19 protein-coding genes and 1 other RNA gene are annotated in these 18,903 nt (G+C 70.0%); 10 read left to right on the top strand and 10 right to left on the bottom strand.

Annotated elements, in window-relative coordinates; translation table 11 throughout:
- Positions 1–4: 4 nt before the first annotated feature.
- Positions 5–655 (top strand): hypothetical protein, encoded by a 651-nt coding sequence (locus ASD25_RS25945; protein WP_055828370.1) that lies wholly within the window; start codon positions 5–7, stop codon positions 653–655.
- A 25-nt stretch (positions 656–680) separates the two neighbouring features.
- Here the strand turns inward: ASD25_RS25945 and ASD25_RS25940 are convergent, their stop codons facing one another.
- On the bottom strand, positions 681–1,715 hold the full coding sequence (locus tag ASD25_RS25940) for an aspartyl/asparaginyl beta-hydroxylase domain-containing protein (RefSeq protein ID WP_055828367.1): 1,035 nt from the start codon (positions 1,713–1,715) through the stop codon (positions 681–683).
- 158 nt (positions 1,716–1,873) lie between these two features.
- Between ASD25_RS25940 and ASD25_RS25935 the strand changes: the two genes are divergently transcribed.
- Positions 1,874–2,683: a hypothetical protein gene (locus ASD25_RS25935; RefSeq protein ID WP_055828364.1), complete on the top strand. Its 810-nt coding sequence runs from the start codon at positions 1,874–1,876 to the stop codon at positions 2,681–2,683.
- Here the strand turns inward: ASD25_RS25935 and ASD25_RS30820 are convergent.
- Positions 2,680–2,823, bottom strand: a complete 144-nt coding sequence (locus tag ASD25_RS30820) for a hypothetical protein (protein WP_156376909.1) — start codon at positions 2,821–2,823, stop codon at positions 2,680–2,682. The two genes, ASD25_RS25935 and ASD25_RS30820, sit on opposite strands and share 4 nt — an antisense overlap.
- A gap of 101 nt (positions 2,824–2,924) precedes the next feature.
- Here ASD25_RS30820 and purL point away from each other — a divergent pair, with 101 nt between their 5' ends.
- From purL to ASD25_RS25920, 3 genes are all read left to right on the top strand, one after another.
- On the top strand, positions 2,925–5,135 hold the full coding sequence (gene purL / locus ASD25_RS25930) for a phosphoribosylformylglycinamidine synthase subunit PurL (protein ID WP_055828362.1): 2,211 nt from the start codon (positions 2,925–2,927) through the stop codon (positions 5,133–5,135).
- Complete coding sequence (locus ASD25_RS25925; RefSeq protein ID WP_055828359.1) at positions 5,132–5,476, top strand: DUF305 domain-containing protein; 345 nt, start codon at positions 5,132–5,134, stop codon at positions 5,474–5,476. Before purL ends, ASD25_RS25925 begins: the two co-directional genes overlap by 4 nt.
- A 62-nt stretch (positions 5,477–5,538) precedes the next feature.
- Positions 5,539–7,107, top strand: a complete 1,569-nt coding sequence (locus tag ASD25_RS25920) for an alkaline phosphatase (RefSeq protein WP_055828356.1) — start codon at positions 5,539–5,541, stop codon at positions 7,105–7,107.
- Between the two features lie 106 nt (positions 7,108–7,213).
- On the opposite strand, the gene ASD25_RS25915 is transcribed toward ASD25_RS25920, so the two are convergent.
- From ASD25_RS25915 to ASD25_RS25900, 5 genes are all read right to left on the bottom strand, one after another.
- Complete coding sequence (locus ASD25_RS25915; protein WP_055828353.1) at positions 7,214–8,038, bottom strand: TIGR00282 family metallophosphoesterase; 825 nt, start codon at positions 8,036–8,038, stop codon at positions 7,214–7,216.
- Positions 8,035–8,580, bottom strand: a complete 546-nt coding sequence (locus ASD25_RS25910; RefSeq protein ID WP_055828350.1) for a 5-formyltetrahydrofolate cyclo-ligase — start codon at positions 8,578–8,580, stop codon at positions 8,035–8,037. Before ASD25_RS25910 ends, ASD25_RS25915 begins: the two co-directional genes overlap by 4 nt.
- Before the next feature lie 135 nt (positions 8,581–8,715).
- A non-coding RNA gene (gene ssrS, locus ASD25_RS29850) (6S RNA) lies at positions 8,716–8,876 on the bottom strand.
- A gap of 51 nt (positions 8,877–8,927) precedes the next feature.
- The gene (locus tag ASD25_RS25905) at positions 8,928–9,239 is read right to left on the bottom strand and encodes a cell division protein ZapA (RefSeq protein WP_055828342.1); all 312 of its coding nucleotides are present in this window, start codon (positions 9,237–9,239) and stop codon (positions 8,928–8,930) included.
- Complete coding sequence (locus ASD25_RS25900; protein WP_055828338.1) at positions 9,239–9,496, bottom strand: hypothetical protein; 258 nt, start codon at positions 9,494–9,496, stop codon at positions 9,239–9,241. Before ASD25_RS25900 ends, ASD25_RS25905 begins: the two co-directional genes overlap by 1 nt.
- A gap of 143 nt (positions 9,497–9,639) precedes the next feature.
- Here ASD25_RS25900 and tkt point away from each other — a divergent pair, with 143 nt between their 5' ends.
- The 3 genes from tkt to purT are packed head-to-tail and all read left to right on the top strand — an operon-like array spanning position 9,640 to position 13,183.
- Positions 9,640–11,595 carry a transketolase gene (gene tkt, locus ASD25_RS25895; RefSeq protein ID WP_055829675.1) on the top strand — a complete coding sequence of 652 codons (1,956 nt, stop codon included), beginning with the start codon at positions 9,640–9,642 and terminating at the stop codon, positions 11,593–11,595.
- A complete protein-coding gene (locus ASD25_RS25890; protein ID WP_055828335.1) occupies positions 11,595–11,987 on the top strand; it encodes a VOC family protein in 393 nt (130 codons plus the stop codon). Before tkt ends, ASD25_RS25890 begins: the two co-directional genes overlap by 1 nt.
- Entirely contained in the window at positions 11,984–13,183 is a 1,200-nt protein-coding gene (gene purT / locus ASD25_RS25885; RefSeq protein WP_200943731.1) for a formate-dependent phosphoribosylglycinamide formyltransferase, read from the top strand. The genes ASD25_RS25890 and purT overlap by 4 nt, the downstream gene beginning before the upstream one ends.
- On the opposite strand, the gene ASD25_RS25880 is transcribed toward purT, so the two are convergent.
- Genes ASD25_RS25880 through ASD25_RS25870 form a run of 3 tightly spaced genes read right to left on the bottom strand, consistent with a single transcriptional unit; the run spans position 13,180 to position 16,426 of the window.
- A complete protein-coding gene (locus ASD25_RS25880; protein ID WP_055828330.1) occupies positions 13,180–14,400 on the bottom strand; it encodes a S41 family peptidase in 1,221 nt (406 codons plus the stop codon). The two genes, purT and ASD25_RS25880, sit on opposite strands and share 4 nt — an antisense overlap.
- 9 nt (positions 14,401–14,409) lie before the next feature.
- Entirely contained in the window at positions 14,410–15,699 is a 1,290-nt protein-coding gene (locus ASD25_RS25875; protein ID WP_055828328.1) for a S41 family peptidase, read from the bottom strand.
- A 55-nt stretch (positions 15,700–15,754) separates the two neighbouring features.
- A complete protein-coding gene (locus ASD25_RS25870; protein ID WP_055828325.1) occupies positions 15,755–16,426 on the bottom strand; it encodes an EF-hand domain-containing protein in 672 nt (223 codons plus the stop codon).
- Positions 16,427–16,545: 119 nt separating this feature from the next.
- Here ASD25_RS25870 and ASD25_RS25865 point away from each other — a divergent pair, with 119 nt between their 5' ends.
- Both ASD25_RS25865 and ASD25_RS25860 read left to right on the top strand, forming a co-directional pair.
- The gene (locus ASD25_RS25865) at positions 16,546–17,286 is read left to right on the top strand and encodes a response regulator (protein WP_055828322.1); all 741 of its coding nucleotides are present in this window, start codon (positions 16,546–16,548) and stop codon (positions 17,284–17,286) included.
- Positions 17,283–18,857, top strand: a complete 1,575-nt coding sequence (locus tag ASD25_RS25860; protein ID WP_055828318.1) for an ATP-binding protein — start codon at positions 17,283–17,285, stop codon at positions 18,855–18,857. The genes ASD25_RS25865 and ASD25_RS25860 overlap by 4 nt, the downstream gene beginning before the upstream one ends.
- Positions 18,858–18,903: the final 46 nt, after the last annotated feature.

The following is an 18,903-nucleotide window of genomic DNA, read 5'->3' as shown; positions in this document are numbered from 1 at the left end:
CGCGATGGGTGTTCCAAAATCCGCCCTCGCCGTTGTCGCCGGAGCGGCGCTGACGGCGAGCTGCGCCACGACGCCGCCGCCCCTGCCGCCGGTGCTGGACTACGTCCGACAGGATTGTCATGCGTCGCCGGACGTTTCGGCAGCCGTCAGCCTGACGCCGGAGAAGGAGACCAACGGCTATCTGGTGACGACCGTCGTCGGCCCGCAGACTCCCTGCCTGACGCGGGCGGGCATGGCGACGCCCTATGTCGTCTATGCCCTGCCAGCCGACCTCGGCGACAAGACCCTGGCCGTGGGGGGCCTGCTGGAGGCGATGCGCATCCTGTCGCCCGAGGTTTCGGTTCTGGACGCGCGCGGCCGGGTGACGCGCACCTTTGCGCCCTCGGACTATTTCCACCGGGGACCGGTCTATTCCGTGCAGTTCAGGCCCCGCGACGGCGAGGCCTTCGTTCTGGTGACGAGCGATCCTGCCCGGGTGGGGCGCCGCTATGAGGCCATCAACGTGGGCACCAGCACCACCACGGTCTACACCGGCTTCGGCACCGCCAACTTCACCACCGGCGTGGAGGCCTCAACCAGCCGGATGTTCTCCCACGAGGGGGCCATTCAGGTCATCGTCTACGACACGGACACGAAAGAGGACGGCGAACCCTGAGCCGTTCGCTTCGCAGGACGGCGCCCTAGACTCCCCAGGCGTCGCCGCCGGCGCCATAGCCGTCGATGGCCCGGAACATTGCGGACACCAGGGCCCGTTCCTCCTCCGTCAACTCGGGCTTCCAGACGTCGAAGATCAGGATGGTGCGCTCCTGGCCGCTGTCGTTGGCGGCCTCGTGCTCGATGGTGTCGTCGAAAGCCCAGGCCTGCCCTTCCTTCCATTCACGGATGTCGTTTCCGACCCGGAACCGCGATCCGGGCGGCGCGATCAGCGGCAGGTGGCAGATCAGGCGGGTGTTGATCAGGCCATGGTGCGGCGGGATGCGAGCGCCGGCCTTGAGACGGGAGAACAGGATCGACGGCGTCCGGCCCGGGACGCGGCACAGCGGAACCCCGGCCAGGGCCTCGAGCGTCCGGGGACAGCGGCGCGCCATCTCCGGCTGCTCCTCACCGTCCTTCCACAGAAACAGGGCGCTCCAGTCGGCATTCGACGCCATGCCTTTCGCATCGGTGTTGGGCCGGTCGGCGCGCGGCTCGACATAGGGGCGGAACAGGTCCGGCTCGGCCAGAAGCGCCTCGAGCTCGGCCCGGATGTCCGGGGCCGCCGCCTCCACCGCCGCCAGCCAGGGCAGGGTTTCGCGGGGCTGGAACTGGACCTGAGGCAGGCCGGGAAACAGATAGAAGCGCGGTTCCTGCAGATACAACCGCTTGCGGCCCGCCATCAGGTCCAGCGACAGGGCGAAACGGTCGCTGGACGTGGCGACGTCGAATCCGGAGCGGGCGAGGCTGTCGGTCAGATAATTCTGGAAGCGGGCGCTCTGATCCTGAACCGCCGTCTGCGCCCGTCGCAGGTCCTCCACGAGATCGGGGGGGACGGGGACCCCGCCCGCGGCGCCACGCAAGGCCGAGCTGTAGAAGCTGGCCCCGGCCCGCGCATCCCCCAGTCCGACCAGGGCGTCGCCCTTGGCGATCAGGGCGCGGAGATCCCGGGGATTGACGGACAGGGCCCGGTCGGCCTCGGCCAGCCGGGATTCGAACGTTCGCTGATCACCTTCACCCATGCGCTGATCGGAGGTCGGCGAGCGGCCTCCGTCAAGGCGAAACGTCAGGCGGCGGGGATTGTCTGCCTGCGAAACCGCCGGGTCTCCATTCCCGGCCCGCAGTGCAACCTTGGCCGCGTCGTGACGTACCTAGGGGCAAGCGTCCTGAGGAGAACCCGATGTCGTCCATCGTCCGCGCCACCCCCGCCCAGATGACACGTCGCCTGATCGTTCTGGGGGCCGCGCTTTTCGCCGTGATCGTCGGCCAGGCGCAGATGGCCCTCGGCTGGGGCCAGACGGCCGCCGAGTTCTCGGCCGACAGCGATGCGACCCTGAAGGTCGCCGGCTACGCCTTCGCCATCTGGGGTGTCATCTATCTGGGCCTGCTGATCTATGCGGTGCGGCAGGTGCTGCCGCGGACGGGTGAAAGTCTGCTGATCCATCGATTCGGCTGGCCGTCGGCGTTGGCGTTCGCGGGCATCGGCCTGTGGATCGTCGCCGCGGCCCTGGATGCGGAGGTCGCCACCATCGTGCTGATCTTCGGCTCGCTGGCGGTGCTGCTGATTCCGCTGTTGCAGAACGCCGGCGCCATTCGCGCCCTGCCGATCCGCGAGCGTGATCGCTGGATGGTGGTCTGGCCGCTGGCGCTCCTGGCGGGTTGGCTGACGGTTGCGGCGCCCCTGAACCTTATCACCGTGGCCACCGGCAACGGCGACCTGCCAGCGGTCCTGTCGCCGACCGTCTGGGCGGCGACCGCCATCGTAGTGGTCGCCGTCGTCGCCCTTGCCGTGACCCAGCGGGTCCGGACTCTCGCCTACGCCATTCCGATCGCCTGGGGTCTGCTGGGCGCCTTTGTCGCCGAACAGCCGCGCAACGCGCCCCTGGCCTATGTCGCGCTAGGGGCGGCTGTCGCCGTGCTGGTCGGGGCGATCGTGCTGAGCCTTGGCCTGCGTCAAGGCGTCGAACGGCGCGAAGCGCCCCCGGCCTAGTCGCCGTCCGTCTGATCGTCGTTGGCGGCGTTTCTGGAGGCCCGCTCGGCGGCGGCGGAGGCTCCGGCGTCGTCGGCGGCGATCTCCGGCGCGTCGGGATCTTCGGGCGTCGCGGCGGGATCGATCGGTTGGTCGGTCATGGCAGCCTCCTTCGACTTCCCGGGATCAATGGGCGGCCGCGCGCGATGTTCCGCTCGGCGGCGGCTGACACCCGCTCCATGAACGGCTAGAAGGCGCGCCCATGAGCGCTCCGCAGAAGACCATGGCCGAACTGGCCGCCGAATACGGCCTGGCCCCGAACGAATATCAGGTCGTCCTCGACCGCCTGGGGCGAGAGCCCAACAACGTCGAGCTGGGCGTCTTCTCGGTGATGTGGTCCGAGCACTGCTCGTACAAGTCGTCGAAGATCCACCTCGGCAAATTCCCGACCAAGGGGCCGCGCGTCATCTGCGGCCCCGGCGAGAACGCCGGCGTCATCGACATCGACGACGGCGACGCCTGCATCTTCAAGATGGAGAGCCACAACCACCCCTCCTACATCGAGCCCTACCAGGGCGCGGCGACGGGCGTGGGCGGCATCATGCGCGACGTCTTCACCATGGGCGCGCGGCCCGTGGCCCTGCTGAACGCCCTGCGCTTCGGCGACCCGTCGCATGAGAAGACCAAGCGGTTGGTCAAGGGCGTGGTCTCGGGGATCGGCGGCTACGGCAACTGCGTCGGCGTGCCGACGGTGGCGGGCGAGACCAATTTCCACGCCGGCTACAACGGCAACATCCTGGTCAACGCCATGTGCGTGGGCGTGGCCAAGGCCGACGCCCTCTTCTATTCGGCCGCGCCGGCTCCGGGCCTGTCGGTGGTCTATTTCGGATCGAAGACCGGCCGCGACGGCATCCACGGCGCGACCATGGCCTCGGCCGAGTTCGACGAGGACTCGGACGAGAAGCGGCCCACGGTGCAGGTCGGCGATCCGTTCGCCGAGAAGCTGCTGATCGAGGCGACGCTGGAGCTGATGGCCTCGGGCGCCGTGGCGGCGATCCAGGACATGGGCGCGGCGGGCCTGACCTCGTCCTCGGTCGAAATGGCGGGCAAGGGCGCCGTCGGCATCGAGCTGAACATGGACGCCGTGCCCCAGCGCGAAGAGGGCATGACGGCCTATGAGATGATGCTGTCGGAAAGCCAGGAGCGGATGCTGGCGGTGCTGAAGCCCGGCCGCGAGGAAGACGGCCACCGCATCTTCAAGAAGTGGGGACTGGACGCCGCCGTCATCGGGGTGACCACGGACACCGGCCGGCTGGTGCTCAAGCATCACGGCGAGACGGTCTGCGACGTGCCTCTTGCCCCGCTGTTCGATGACGCGCCCCTGTATGACCGGCCCTGGGTCCAGCCCGAGCTGCAGCCGCGGCTGGACGCCAAGACGATCCCGGCGCCGGACAGCTGGGTGGATGCGGTGATCAAAGTGGTGTGCTGCCCGGACATGGCCTCCAAGCGCTGGATCTGGGAGCAGTACGACCGCCACGTCATGGCCGACACCCTGCAGGACTCGGCCACCGCCGCCGACGCCGGCGTGGTGCGGGTGCATGGCACCGACAAGGGTCTGGCCATGACCTCGGACTGCACGCCCCGCTACGTCCAGGCCGATCCCTATGAGGGCGGCAAACAGGCCGTGGCCGAGGCGTGGCGCAACCTGACCGCGGTCGGCAGCCGGCCCATCGCCATCACCGACAACCTCAATTTCGGCAATCCGCAGCGGCCCGAGATCATGGGCCAGATCGTCCGCGCCATCGACGGCATGGCCGAGGCCTGCCGGGTGCTCGATTTCCCGGTCGTGAGCGGCAACGTCAGCCTCTACAACGAGACCAACGGCGCGGCCATTCCGCCGACCCCGACGGTCGGGGCCGTGGGCCTGCTGACCAACTATGACGTCGTCGTCGGCTTCGGCGGCATGGTCGAGGGCGACGTACTGGTCCTGATCGGCGAGACGGTCGGGGAACTGGGCTCCTCGATCTATCTCCGCGAGGTGCTGGGCCGCGAGGACGGCGCGCCGCCGCCGGTCGATCTGGCGCTGGAGCGCAAGACCGGCGACTTCGTGCGCGGTCTGATCGAGGCCGGCGACCTGACCTGCGTGCATGACCTGTCGGACGGCGGCCTGATCGGGGCCGCGGCGGACATCGCCCTGGCCTCGGACTGCGGCATCGAGCTGGACGCCACCTCGGCGACCCACGCCCACATCCTGCTCTTCGGCGAGGACCAGGCGCGCTATCTGGTCGCCACGCCGGACGCGACCGGGATCATCGCGGCGGCCCAGACAGCCGGCTTGCACGCCTCGGTGGTCGGCCGGGCCAAGGGGCGGGACTTCGCTTCCGGAAGTGCGGACGGCGACCTGTTCCGCCTGCCGCTGGAGCACCTGCGCGAGATGCACGAGGGGTGGATGCCGAACTGGATCGAGGGTTGACGCCGCGCCTCCCGATCCTGCTCGCGGCCCTGGCCGTGACCGCCTGCGACGGCGGCGGCGATCCCGTCCAGCAGGCCCTGCGCGAGACGGCGGCGGCGAACCAGTCGGCGACGGTGCGGGAAACCGCGACGACGTCCGCGATCGATCCCGCCCAGATGGACCGGACCTGGGTCGCCGGAGTCATCGAACACCATCGCAACGGCGTGGCCATGGCGGACGCCGCCCTGGTTCGCTCCCGGGACCCGCAGGTCCGGCGAATGGCGCAGGAGATCAAGACGGCCCGGACTCGCGAGATCGCGGAAATGCAGGCGTGGGAGCCCGCCGCCGCACCGCGCCCGTAACGGGGCCGTGACGACCGTCACATTTCCGGGCTAGGTCGGGACAAGCGCGTTCCGGAGGTCTTATGTCGGTATTCGATTCCCTGTCCCGTCGCGGACTGCTGCTGGGCCTCGGGTCCGGCGGCGCCCTGGCCGGCGCCGGCCGTCAGGCCCTCGCCGATCCGGTGTTCTCCGAATATCCGTTCCAGCTCGGAATCGCCGCCGGCGACCCCGCACCGGACGGCTTTGTCATCTGGACCCGGCTCGCGCCCCGACCGCTGGAGATCGGCCATGGCATGCCGTCCCAGCCCGTGGCGGTGAAATGGGAGGTCGCGACGGATCGCGGCTTCTCCGGCGTCGTGCGGAACGGTGAGGCCGTCGCCCGGCCCGAGATGGGCCATGCAGTTCATGTCGAGGTCGAGGGACTGGAGCCCGGCCGGGACTATTTCTATCGCTTCAGCGCCGGAACCGAGCGCACGGCCACGGGCCGGGCCAGAACCGCGCCGGCGGCCGGTTCGGCCGTCGCCCGGGCCCGCTTCGGCGTGCTGGGCTGCCAAGCCTACGAGCAGGGCTTCTACACCGCTCACCGCAAGGCGGCGGCCGAAGATCTCGACTTCGTCTACTGCTATGGCGATTACATCTACGAGGGGCGCGGCAGCCGGACCTATTCGGGGTCGGGCGGGACGATGGAGAACCCGCGCCAGCATTTCGGCGGCGAGACCTACAGCCTGGAGGACTACCGGCGCCGCTACGCCCAGTACAAGATGGACACGGACCTGCAGGCCAGCCACGCGGCGACGGCCTGGTATGTGACCTGGGACGATCACGAGATCGCCAACAACTGGGTTTCGGACATGGACGACGGGGTGCCACCCGAGGTCTTCCTGCTGCGGCGTCAGGCTGCGGCCCAGGCCTTTTACGAGCATATGCCGCTGCGCCGGTCGGCCTTCCCGCGCGGGTCGGAGATGCAGTTGTACCGGCGCTCGTCATGGGGCGACCTGCTCGACCTGAACTTCCTCGACACCCGCTCCCACCGCTCGAACCAGCCCTGCGACGACGCCTGGGCGACGACCTGCGCGGGGGTCGCCGCGCGGGACGCGCAGGTACTGGGCGAGGCCCAGGAGGCCTGGCTGTACCGCAACCTCGACCAGTCGCGGGCGCACTGGAGAGTGCTGGCGCAGCAGATCATGGTGATGGACCTGGACCGCAAGGAAGGCCCCGAGCCGGGCTACAACCTGGACACCTGGGCCGGCTATTCGATCCCGCGCCAGCGGCTGCTGGACCGGCTGCGCGAACGCCGTATCGGCAACACCGTCGTCCTGACCGGCGACGAGCACCAGAACTATGCCGGTGAACTGCACCGCGACAGCCGCAACCCCGAGGGCGCGCCGATCGCCTCGGAGTTCGTCACCACATCGATCAGCTCATCGGGCGACGGTCAGGACCAGCGGGCCGACGGACGCCGCTATCTGGCCGACAATCCGTTCCTGAAATTCAACAACGCCCAGCGCGGCTATGTCGTCTGCGATGTCACGCCCGAGCGCTGGCAGACCGAGTTCAAGGTGCTGGACAAGGTGTCGGAAAAGGGCGGCGTGCTGACGACCCGGGCGAAGTTGGCCGTGGCCAGCGGCGACGCCCGGATCGTCCCGGCCTGAGGCGTCCGCGGACGACGGGGAATTCGACGACGGATTTGGTGGGATTTCGACGACCCGGTTTGAAGACTTGAGCGACTAAGGCGACGGCCGCGGCGGCGTTCTTGCGTCAAGCCAGGACGGGAATCGCCTGACTCAACCGCCCGCCGACCCGGATCGGTTCGACCCGCGTGGCCAGCCCGGTCCTGTCGTCCGTCTCGACATAGACGCCGCAGACCGTGGCCGGGCCATGGGCGGGAACATAGCGCCCCCCCGAGAGGCGGGTGGTGAACCGCCGCAGGGGCTCTTCCTTCTCGTTGCCGATGACGCTGTCGTAGTCGCAGCAGCCGCCGGCGTCGGTCTGGTAGGCCGTGCCGCCGGGCAGTATCTGACAGTCGGCGGTCGGGACATGGGTGTGGGTGCCGACCACCAGCGAGGCGCGGCCGTCACAGAAATGACCCATGGCCATCTTCTCCGAGGTGGCCTCGCAATGCATGTCGACGATGATGGCGTCTGCCGCCATACCCATCGGACAGGCGGCAAGTTCCTTCTCGACGGCGCTGAACGGGCAGTCCATCGGGTCCATGTGGATGCGGCCCAGCACGTTCATGACCAGCACGGTCTTGCCGCTGTGGGTCTCGAACAGATTGGCGCCGGCTCCAGGCGCGTCCATCAGGCGCGGATAGTTCAGCGGGCGGATCAGGCGCGGCTCGCGGACGATGTAGGTCAGCGCCTCGCGCTGATCCCAGCTGTGGTTGCCCAGGGTCAGGCAGTCGGCGCCGGCCATGAACAGATCGCGCGCCGTGTTCTCGGTGATGCCGAAACCGCCGGCGGCGTTCTCGGCGTTGACCACCACGAAATCGAGTTTCAGGTCGCGCTTCAGGCCGGGCAGGTGGTCGCTCAGGCCATCGCGTCCGGACTTGCCGACGACATCACCGAAAAAAGCCAGTCTCATGCGAAGGGTCTATAGCCGGTCTCGGTCAGAACGCCATGCAGACGAATGTCGTGCGCCTCGACCGGCAGACGCTCGACCTCCTGGCCGGCGTAGGCGAAGCCGATGCGCAGGACATCCGGACGCGCGGCGAAGGTCCGGTCATAGTAGCCGCCCCCCTGCCCCAGCCGTCCGCCCTCGGCGTCGAAGGCCAGCAGCGGGGTCAGGATCAGGTCCGGGTCCACGATCTCGGCCAGCGGGAACGGCGCCGGAACGCCGGCCTCGTCGAGCTCGAGCGGTTCGCCCGGCGACCAGCGGCGGAAGATCATGGGGGCGTCCCGCTCCATGACCACCGGCAGGCAGAGTTCCCGCCCCGCCCGGCTGAGGGCGAGGGACAGGGCGTCAACGTCCAGTTCAGAGCCGATGGCGCGGTAGACGGCGACGATCCGTCCCGGCGGCAGGGCGCCGGCCTGTTCGGCGGCGCGGCCGGCCGCGCCCGCGTCCAGTCCGGCCAGACGCTTGCGCGTGGCCCGCATCGCGGCGCGCAGCTGATGCTTGTCGGTCATGGAAGACACCGCCCGGCCGCGTCGAACACGCCCGGCAGCCCTAGCGCGCGGACCCTGGCGGCTCAAGCGTCGCCGCACGCGCTCAGGCAGCGAGGCTCCGCGAGCCGAGAGATGGCGCAAAAAGGAGGAGAGGTTGGCGGCGCCGCAAGAACCGTGAAGGACGTTTAAATCCTCTCGACCTGGGTAGCCAGGTGGGCGCCGTGTGCCCAAGCCCACGAGCCTGGTCAGGGACAGCTCCCTTCGAGTGAATTAAGGTCGCAAGGAAATGTTGCCTTCGACGAGGGCCGCAGCAAGACCCGCCGTCGGACAAGATAGTCGTTCCGCCGGGGCGGAACAATGGCCGGACGTCAAAGGCCCTGGGCGATTTTCTCGAGCCGGGCGGCGACGGCGTTCAACGCCTCGGCCACGCCGTCGGTGTTGGCGGCCCCCGAGGCCGCAGGCGCGGCCCCGCCGTTGGCGCGCGCCTCATGCAGTTCGTCGGCCAGCATCAGGCCGGCCATCAGGAACAGGCGGATGTCGCCGACATGGCCGACCTCGCCCGCCACCTGGCGCACATGGCCGTCGAACTGGCCGGCCAGGGTGCGGACGCGGTCCTCCTGGCCGTCAGCGCAACCGACGGCGTAGGGGCGGCCGTTGATCTCGACGGTCACTGTCGCCATCAGCGGGCCTCCTGTTCGGACAGGCTGGCGCGGATGGCGTCGGCGGCGCGGGACAGGGCCTCGGCGGCGTCGCGGCCGGCGGCTTCCAGATCATGGATGCGGGCGCGGTCGGTTTCGGTCGAGGGCTCGGGCGCGAACAGATCGTCGTCCGGCACGCGGCTGGATCCGGCCGCGCGACCCTTGAGCTCCAGCAGCCGGCGCTCGAGCAGAGCCAGCGCGCGGTCGACACGGTCCTTGGCGGCCGAAGCAGCATCCATTCGGGTCACATCCTCCAGAATCCGTATAGAACCCGCGCGCACGCCGGGGTAAAGCGGCGCGCTTCCTTTTTTCCGCCTCCCGACGAAAGGTCCTCCCCGTGACCGACGCCAAAAACGCATCCGAAAAGGCCACCCCGAGACAGATGGCCGACGCCATCCGGGTGCTTTCCATGGACGGGGTCGAAAAGGCGAAGAGCGGCCACCCCGGCATGCCGATGGGCATGGCCGACGTGGCGACGGTGCTGTTCTCGAAATTTCTGAAGTTCGACGCGAGCCGTCCCGACTGGGCCGACCGCGACCGCTTCATCCTGTCGGCCGGGCACGGGTCGATGCTGATCTACTCCCTGCTTCACCTGACCGGCTACAAGGCCGCGACGAAGGAGGAACTGTCCAACTTCCGCCAGTGGGGCTCGAAGACGGCGGGTCACCCCGAGTTCGGCCATATGCCCGGCGTCGAGACCACCACCGGCCCGCTGGGTCAGGGCCTGGCCAACAGCGTCGGTTTCGCCATGGCCGAGCGCCATCTGGCGGCGCGGTTCGGCGACGATCTGGTCGACCACCGCACCTGGGTCATCGCCGGCGACGGCTGCCTGATGGAAGGCGTGTCGCAGGAGGCGATCGCCCTCGCTGGCCGCTACCGACTGAACAAGCTGACCGTTCTGTGGGACGACAATTCGATCACCATCGACGGCGCGGTGTCGCTGTCTGACGCCACCGACCAGAAGGCGCGCTTCAAGGCCGCGGGCTGGGCCGTGAAGGCCGTCGACGGCCATGACATGAAGGCCATCAAGTCAGCGCTGCAGTGGGCGACGAAACAGGATCGGCCGACCCTGATCGCCTGCAAGACGAAGATCGGCCGCGGCGCCGCCACCATGGAAGGCAGCCACAAGACCCACGGCGCAGCCTTGGGCGCAGCCGAGATCGCCGCCACGCGCCTGGGCCTGTCGTGGACGCATGAGCCGTTCGAACTGCCCGAGGCCGTCGACAAGGCGTGGAAGAAGGTCGGACGCCGCGGCGCCAAGGCGCGCAAGGCGTGGGAAGCCCGCCTGAACGATTCGTCGCAGGCCGCGGACTTCACCCGCGCCATGAAGGGTGACCTGCCCGCCGGCGCCTTCGACAAGTTGCACGCCCGGATCGCCGAACTGGTGGAGACGAAGCCGGCCCAGGCCACGCGCCAGTCCTCGGGCGCCGCACTGGACGAACTGTTCGCCGCCATCCCCGAGCTGATCGGCGGCTCGGCCGACCTGACCGGCTCGAACAACACCTTCGTCAAGGGTACGCCGATCTTTGACGCGCCGACCTATGAGGGTCGCTACGTCAACTGGGGCATCCGCGAGTTCGGCATGGCCGCAGCCATGAACGGCATGGCCCTGCACGGCGGGGTCATTCCCTACGGCGGCACCTTCATGGTGTTCTCGGACTACAGCCGCCCGGCCATCCGCCTCGGCGCCCTGATGGGGGTGCGGGCCATCCACGTCCTGACCCACGACAGCATCGGACTGGGCGAGGACGGCCCCACGCACCAGCCGGTCGAGCATCTGGCCGCCCTGCGCGCCATCCCCAACCTGCTGGTCTTCCGCCCGGCCGATACTGTCGAGGCCATGGAATGCTGGCAGGCGGCGCTGGAGCACAAGGCCGCTCCGTCGGCCATGGCCCTGTCGCGGCAGAAGACGCCGGCGGTCCGCACCGTCTCGGCGTCGGAGAACCTGTCGGCCCGCGGCGCCTATGAAATCCGCGCCGCCAGGGGCGCAGCGAAGGTCACCCTGTTCGGCACGGGCACGGAACTGGCGCTGGCGCTGGCCGCCGCCGATGCACTGGAGGCCGAAGGCACGCCGACGCGGGTCGTCTCCGTCCCGTGCTTCGAGCTCTTCTTCCAGCAGCCGAAGAAATATCAGGACAGCGTCATTGGCCGCGGCACGGTCCGGGTCGCTGTCGAGGCCGCGATCCAGCAAGGCTGGGAGCGGTTCATCGGCGAGGACGGCGGCTTCGTCGGCATGACCGGCTTCGGGGCGAGCGCCCCGGCCGAGGTCCTGTACGAAAAATTCGGCATCACGACCGACGCCGTGGTCGCGGCGGTCAAGGCGCGGCTGCAGGGCTGATGGCCCATCTCGGCGCCGTCACCCTGCTGGTCCGCGACTACGACGAGGCCATCGCCTTCTTTGTCGGCAAACTCGGCTTCGCGCTGAGCGAGGATACGGACATGGGCGGCGGCAAGCGCTGGGTGCGGGTCACGCCCGGCGGCCAGACCTCGCTGCTGCTGGCGCGGGCGACGACCGACGCCCAGCGCGAGGCTGTCGGGCGACAGGCGGGCGATCGCGTCTGGCTGTTTCTCGAGACCGACGACCTGACGCGCGACCACGTGGCCTGGTCGGCCGCGGGCGTCGCCTTCCGCGAGACGCCGCGCCACGAGCCCTATGGCAAGGTGGTGGTGTTCGAGGACCTGTACGGCAACGCCTGGGACCTGATCGAACCCGCCAGCACCGGAGACTGACCATGCGTATCGGAACCCCGCTGTCCGACACCGCCATCCGCGTCATGCTTCTGGGGGCGGGGGAGCTCGGCAAGGAGGTCGCGATCGAACTGCAGCGGCTCGGCGTCGAGGTCATCGCCGTCGATCGCTACGCCAACGCCCCCGCCATGCAGGTGGCGCACCGCAGCCACGTCATTCCGATGACCGACCCGCACATCCTCGCCGGAGTCATCGCGGCGGAGGCGCCCCACATCATCGTGCCCGAGATCGAGGCCATCGCCACCGACGTCCTGGCCGAGATCGAGGCGGCGGGACATGCGGTGGTCATCCCGACGGCTCGCGCCACCCAACTGACCATGAACCGGGAAGGCATCCGGCGGCTGGCGGGGGAAGAATTGGGCCTGCCGACATCGCCCTACGCCTTCGCCTCATCGGCTGACGAGTTGGCGGACGCCGCCGAGCGCATCGGACTGCCGGTCTTCGTCAAGCCCGTGATGTCGTCCTCGGGCAAGGGCCAGTCCTTCGTCGAGTCCCCTGATCAGGTCGCCGACGCCTGGGCCTACGCCCAGTCCGGCGGTCGGGTCGAGACGGCGACGGTCATCGTCGAGGGCCGCATCGACTTCGATTTCGAGATCACCCTGCTGACGGTCCGCTCGATGCGGGACGGCGCCGTGCGGACGGACTTCTGCGCTCCGATCGGCCACCGGCAGGTCAAGGGTGACTATGTCGAGAGCTGGCAGCCGCAGGCGATGACGCCGGCCGCGCTGGCCGCGGCGCAGGACATCGCCGGCAAGGTCACGGATTCGCTGGGCGGCCTGGGCGTGTTCGGGGTCGAGCTGTTCGTGAAGGGCGACCAGGTCTGGTTCTCGGAGGTGTCGCCGCGCCCGCACGACACCGGACTGGTGACGCTGGCGACCCAGACGATGAGCGAGTTCGCGCTGCATGCCCGCGCCATCCTGGGCCTGCCCGTCGACGTCAGCCAGCGCGACATCGGCGCCAGTGCGGTGATCTACGGCGGCATGGACGCCGTCGGCGTCGCCTTCGAGGGTGTCGCCGGGGCCCTGTCCGTGCCGACCGCCGACCTGCGCCTGTTCGGCAAGCCGGAAAGCTATGAGCGCCGCCGCATGGGCGTGGCGACCGCGCGCGGGGCGACGACCGACGAGGCGCGCGAGCGTGCGCGAGAGGCCGCGTCCAGGGTGCGGGTGGTTCCGGCCTAGGGTCGCTGCAACACCTCGACTGCGCGCTCCAGCACGGGATCGCGTCCGGACCTGAGATCAGCATCCGAGGGCTCGACAGGCACGTCCGGCGTCACGCCGACCCGTTCAAGCACAGTCCCCGATCCGGTGCGGAAAGCGACGACGCCGACGCTCAATCGGCCCCCGTCCGGCAGGGCGAAAAGGCGCGACCCCACCACCGCGCCCGCTGTCGCGCCGCCGACGACGGGGCCTCTTCGCTGCTCCTGCACGAAGGCGGCGAACAGCTCCGCCCCGCTCGCGGACTGACGCGAGGTCAGAACCGAAATCGGTCCCTCGAAATGTACGGGCGCGGCGCGCGTGCGAAGGCGTCGGTCCGGCAGCCAGCCGAACTCGGCGACGCCGTACGTCAGGCCGGCGTCAAAGAACGGGGACAACAGACGTCCGACTTCCGAGTCGAGCCCGCCGCCGTTGTAGCGCAGATCAATGATGACCGCGGAGGGGGTGTCGACGAGCTCGGCTTTCAGCCGATCCAGCACGGCCTCGCGCGTGACCCGATCGAACTCGTCGAACTGGACGAGGAGCACTCCATCCGGCCGCCGATGGACCAGGGGCGCGGCCCGCGGCATCGGGCGGGCCGCGAGGGCGAGTTCATGGACGGCGTCATCGGCGTCCGTGAAGCGCCATACGCCGGGAGCCTCGAGATGGGCGCGGCCGGGCTCGAACGCCGCCCCGTCCACTGTCTCGACCCGCCAGCCCAGCCGCACGCCGGCTTCCGCCGCCGGCCCGTCGGGACGAATGCGGGTGACGATGAACCTCTCCCCGGATCGCGTGAGGGTCAGACCAAGCTGCGGCCCCTCCGCCAGCCGGGCCTGTTGCCGGCGCAGGTGAGCCGTCGGGGCGAGGGCGTTGGTGTGCGGATCATCGAGCAACGCAAGAGTCGTATTGAGGGCCCGGTAAAACTCCGTCTCGTCGGGCCGGGCGATCGCCGTCTCGCGGAGCCCGGCCGCCTGCGACGGCCAGTCCAGGCCACCGAAGTCCCGGCGATAGAATCTGCGGGTGACCAGGGCCACGGCTGCGTCATAGACCGCCGTATTGAGCGCGGTTCGCTCGGTCGATCCATCGGCGACCACCACGGGCGAAGGGATCGCGCGGTCGTCCGCATACGGAAGGGACTGGCAGCCGCACAGGACGACGATCAGTAAGACCGCGGGCGTTGTCGCCCGTGGAAAGGAGATCATCCGCCGAGGCTAGAGCGGCGCGGCGCGGATCGACAGGGCCCGTTCTTCAGGGGCCGCGCCGGCCAGCGCCGCCACGGCCGCCTCAAGGACCGGATCGCGTCCCACCCGCCGGTCCTCGGCAGTCCCGGAAGCCGTCACGTCGGGCTTCACCCCGCGCCTCTCAAGCCGCACGCCCCCCGAGGTCACGAAATCGGCCCGGCTGAGCGTCAGCCGGCCGCCGTCGGGCAGTTGCGTCTCCCGCGAGATCAGCACGGCCCCGGCTGTCGGCGCTCCGACGACGACGGCGCGGCGGGCTTCCTGCAGGGCGGCCGGCGTCAGTTCGGCGGCGCTGCGGCTCTGGTTGTCGACCAGCACCGCCACATCGTTGGCGACGGGGGCCGTCAGTTCGCCGCATCCGCCGGTCGTCCTCATTTCGACCCTCCGGCCCGTCCGTGACGTGCGGGTCGCCCACGCCCGGTTTGTCGGCAGGAAGCAGCTCAGCACGGCGTCCGCCTCCATCAACCGTCCGCCGGGATTGCCCCGCAGGTCCAGGACCAGGTCGATGTCCGGCGTCACACCGGCCAGCTGCTCGCCCATCCAGCGGCCCAGGCCCTGCTCGAAGGCCTCGACCTTGAGAACCAGCAAGCCGGGGCGGGTGCGGTCGGCGACGAAGGCCGGGCGCGGCTCCATCACCCGGGGGTTCAGAACGGTCGGGCGGGCGGCTCCGTCAGCGTCGACCAGCGCCAGGACCACGGGTCGGCCCTCGATCACATCCTGTTCAGGGGTCCATCCCGCCACGCCGTCGGCGATCAGCCGCCAGCCGACGCCGACGCCCGCTTCGGCCGCGGGCGATCCCTCGCGGACCTCCTCGACCACATAGATGTCCTGATTGTCCCGGTCAGCGCGCATGGACAGACCGATCGCGGCGCGGCGTCCGCGCAGCTGATCCTGACGCCGGGCCACCGCCGGCGGGGCGGCGCCGGCGTGTTCGTCGTCCAGGAGGTCCAGCATCCCGCGCAACGACCGGTACAGGGTCCGGTCATCCCGCGCCGCCAGCGCCACGGGCCGCCACGTCCGGCGCGCGGCGTTCCAGTCCACCCCGTGCAGGTGCGGGTCATAGTATTCGCGCCGCACCTCGTTCCAGATATGGTCGAAGACCCTCTGGTTCATCCGGACGCGTTCGCGGCTGGGCGTGACAGGGGCGGCGACCGAGGCCGCCGGAGCGATCGCGGGATCGCCCGCGAACGCCGGGGCCGCGAAGAGCGCAAGGCTCATCGCGGCTGACACGGCCAGTCGTTCAAACAGGCGACGGAAGATCATGGCGCCATTAGAGGGCGCCTTCGCCGAGTTTCAAATCACGAAGTCGCTGAACGGATCACTCGTCATCGCCCTGTCGCGTTTCGATCCGGTGGGTGAAGACCTGCATGTCGTGGCCCTGACCGCGTTCGCCTTCCTCGATGAAGCCCGAGTGGTCGGCGTCCATGCGGGCGAAGGCTTCACGAAGCGGCCCGGTGAACTCGGCCTCGCTGATGCGGCCGTCATTGTCGGCGTCCATCCTGTGCTCGCCGTCCGGGCCGCCGAGCCGGCGGACGATGACATTGTGCTCGCCGGGGCCGTCGGCGCCGCGCGGCAGATGGAGGATGTGGGGACCGCCCTCACCGCCGGGACCGCGAATGACGATCTCGTGCTCCATATGCCCGCCCGGCGCTCCGGAGCGCCGGACTTCGACGTGGCGCGCGCCCGGGCTGCCCTCGCCGCCCGGACCGCGCAGGAACATGTGCCCGCCCGCGCCATGGCCGGCCGACATTTCCTCGGTCGACAGGCGGCCGTCGCGGTCCTTGTCCATGCGGGCGAAATGGTCGTTCATCGGCGCGGCGAACTCTTCGCGCGAAACCTGGCCGTCGCCATCCTTGTCCAGGGCGCCGGGCCCGTCGCCCATCATCATGAAGCGGGTGTGGACCTCGGGCGGGGCCGGGGGCGCGGGTGGAGCCGGCGGGGCGGGATGGTCCTGCATCAGGAGGGCGGACAGGGCGATCAGGGTCAGCATGGGCGTTGGTTCCCGTTGTGGAGCGACGCAGTTCGACCATGCCGCCCTTTCGCCCGTGTTTCAGGCCGGCGGAGAAATGTTTCAACGCTGAAATGACGGCGAGCGCCCGGTCCGCCACAATGGCCGTCATGCAAGCCGAGGCCGCCCCCCGCATTCTCGTCGTCGACGACGATCCCGGCATCCGCGAGGTGTTGTGCGACTATCTGAGCCAGCACGGCTATGACGCGACCGGCGCCGCCTCGGCCGCAGAGATGGACCGGGCCGTCGCGCGCCAGGCGCCCGACCTGATCGTGCTGGACCTGATGATGCCCGGCGAGGACGGGCTGTCGGTCTGCCGCCGCCTGTCGGGCAAGGGGGGACCGCCGATCGTGATGCTGTCGGCCATGGGCGAGGACACCGACCGGATCATCGGGCTGGAACTGGGGGCCGACGACTATCTGGCCAAGCCCTGCAATCCGCGCGAACTGCTGGCCCGCGTCCGCGCCGTTCTGCGCCGTCCGCGCGAAGAAACCGCAGCCGAGGGTCCGGCGCTGGCCTTCGCCGGCTGGCGGCTGGATCTGCTGCGGCGGGAGCTGACGCGGCCCGACGGGCGCGCCGTCGCCCTGTCGGCGGGAGAATTCGCCCTGTTGCGGGCCTTCGCCGAGCGGCCGGGCCGGGTGCTGACCCGGGACCAGTTGCTGGAACGGGCGCGCGGAGCGGACGCCGACGTCTTCGACCGGGCCATGGACGTGCAGATCAGCCGGCTGCGGAAGAAGCTGGACGACGGTTCGGGCCTCGAGATGATCCAGACGCTGCGCGGCGAAGGATACATGTTCGACGTCAAGGTCGAGCGGCTGGCCGGCGTCCGGGGCGCCGCGTGAGGCGGCCCTCGTCCTTTCCCGTCCTGGTCCAGGTGGCGGCGCTGGCGGTTCTGGCTGTCGTCATGTCCCAGGCGGTGGCTTTCGGGGTCGTGGTGCTGGCCCCGGAGCCCCGCCCCGCGGGCTTCAGCATCGAGGCCGCGGCCAATGCGCTGAAAGGCGAACCGGCCGAAACCTCGGACGGCCGGGCGCTGCGGCGACGCTTCACCGACAGACCGACCACGGTAGGCCCGGACGAGCAGATCGACCCCATGGCCATGGCCATTACGGCGGGTCTGGCCCAGCGGCTGGGCGTCGAGCAGGAGACCGTGCGGGTCCGGGTCGATCACGACCGGCCGAGGAAACGCGGGGGCGAACCGTCGGACGCCGCCGTAAGGGATCATCTCAACTTCGTCTTCGTGCATGGCCCACGCCGCACGCCGCCTCCGCCGGCCCCTCCGTCTCCGCCCCCGCCGCCCGCCCCGCCCGCTCCGGCTGTGCCGCGCGAGGTGACGGTGATGCGGCAAGGCGCCGAGATCCGGGCCCAGCTGAACATGCGTCACGTCATGCCGCACAGTTCGGGCGGCGCCTTCATCATCGACCGCGAGACACGGCAGTTCACGGTCCTGGCCGACCGATTGACCTTCGCGCCCTTCGCCGCCTCGGTGCTGCAGCCCGACGGGCGCTGGGCCACGGTCGAGCCGCCGCGCGGCCTGTTGTCGCCGTGGCAGCAGCGGGTGCTGCTGGCCTTGGCCATATCCATGCTGCTGCTGGCGCCGCTGGTCTGGTTCATGGCGCGGCGACTGACCCGGCCGATCCGGGTCTTCGCCGATGCCGCCGAGCGACTGGGCGCGGACCCCGACGCCGAGCCGCTGACGCCGTCCGGCCCTTCCGAAGTTCGCACCGCCATCCAGGCATTCAACGACATGCAGGCGTCCCTGCGCGACCACATGCGCCGGCGCACCCAGACCGTCGCCGCCATCGCCCATGATCTGCGCACGCCCCTGACCCGGCTGAGGTTCCGGGCCGAACAGGCCCCCGAGGCGGTGCGAGACCGCATGGCCGCCGATATCGAGGAGATGGACGCCCTGATCGCCCAGGCCATGGCCTATGTCCGCGGCGAGGCGACGCCCGAGCGGCGCGAACGATTCGACCTGGCCGAGCTCGCGAAGGACTGCGCCGGCGGCTTCTCCGAAACCGGCGCGGACGTCACCTTCTCCAACGGGGCCGTCCTGCCCGTCGAGGCCGGTCCCGCCGCCCTGCGCCGCGCCCTCGCCAACCTGATCGCCAACGCCGTCAAATTCGGCGACGCGGCCCGGGTGACGGCGCTGACGGAAGGGGGCCAGGCGGTGATCCGGGTCGAGGACGACGGCCCCGGCCTGCCCGAAAGCGAGCTGGAGACCGTGTTCGAACCCTTCCAGCGCGCCGAACGCTCGCGCAGTCGCGAAACGGGCGGAGCCGGACTGGGCCTGACCGTGGCCCGACAGGCGGCGCGGGCCTTTGGCGGCGACGTGACCCTGACCAGCCGTTCCGGCGGCGGCCTGACCGCTCGGCTGAACCTTCCCCTTGTCAATCCCGCGATTGAGACGCCCTGACGTCGCCGGCCAGGTCGCGACCATGGACTCGCTCGGCCTCGGCGGT

It is taken from the genome of Brevundimonas sp. Root1423, from assembly GCF_001426805.1.
The sequence above is the reverse complement of the archived record's forward strand: the minus strand, read 5'-3'. Positions and strand labels throughout refer to the sequence as shown.

Bases quoted from the DNA above. Each gene is read 5' to 3' on its own strand.
- ASD25_RS25945 (WP_055828370.1), top strand. From the start codon at position 5: ATGGGTGTTCCAAAATCCGCCCTCGCCGTTGTCGCCGGAGCGGCGCTG.
- ASD25_RS25940 (WP_055828367.1), bottom strand. From the start codon at position 1,715: ATGGGTGAAGGTGATCAGCGAACGTTCGAATCCCGGCTGGCCGAGGCC.
- ASD25_RS25935 (WP_055828364.1), top strand. From the start codon at position 1,874: ATGTCGTCCATCGTCCGCGCCACCCCCGCCCAGATGACACGTCGCCTG.
- ASD25_RS30820 (WP_156376909.1), bottom strand. From the start codon at position 2,823: ATGACCGACCAACCGATCGATCCCGCCGCGACGCCCGAAGATCCCGAC.
- purL (WP_055828362.1), top strand. From the start codon at position 2,925: ATGAGCGCTCCGCAGAAGACCATGGCCGAACTGGCCGCCGAATACGGC.
- ASD25_RS25920 (WP_055828356.1), top strand. From the start codon at position 5,539: ATGTCGGTATTCGATTCCCTGTCCCGTCGCGGACTGCTGCTGGGCCTC.
- ASD25_RS25915 (WP_055828353.1), bottom strand. From the start codon at position 8,038: ATGAGACTGGCTTTTTTCGGTGATGTCGTCGGCAAGTCCGGACGCGAT.
- ASD25_RS25910 (WP_055828350.1), bottom strand. From the start codon at position 8,580: ATGACCGACAAGCATCAGCTGCGCGCCGCGATGCGGGCCACGCGCAAG.
- ASD25_RS25905 (WP_055828342.1), bottom strand. From the start codon at position 9,239: ATGGCGACAGTGACCGTCGAGATCAACGGCCGCCCCTACGCCGTCGGT.
- ASD25_RS25900 (WP_055828338.1), bottom strand. From the start codon at position 9,496: ATGGATGCTGCTTCGGCCGCCAAGGACCGTGTCGACCGCGCGCTGGCT.
- tkt (WP_055829675.1), top strand. From the start codon at position 9,640: ATGGCCGACGCCATCCGGGTGCTTTCCATGGACGGGGTCGAAAAGGCG.
- ASD25_RS25890 (WP_055828335.1), top strand. From the start codon at position 11,595: ATGGCCCATCTCGGCGCCGTCACCCTGCTGGTCCGCGACTACGACGAG.
- ASD25_RS25880 (WP_055828330.1), bottom strand. From the start codon at position 14,400: ATGATCTCCTTTCCACGGGCGACAACGCCCGCGGTCTTACTGATCGTC.
- ASD25_RS25875 (WP_055828328.1), bottom strand. From the start codon at position 15,699: ATGATCTTCCGTCGCCTGTTTGAACGACTGGCCGTGTCAGCCGCGATG.
- ASD25_RS25870 (WP_055828325.1), bottom strand. From the start codon at position 16,426: ATGCTGACCCTGATCGCCCTGTCCGCCCTCCTGATGCAGGACCATCCC.
- ASD25_RS25865 (WP_055828322.1), top strand. From the start codon at position 16,546: ATGGCCGTCATGCAAGCCGAGGCCGCCCCCCGCATTCTCGTCGTCGAC.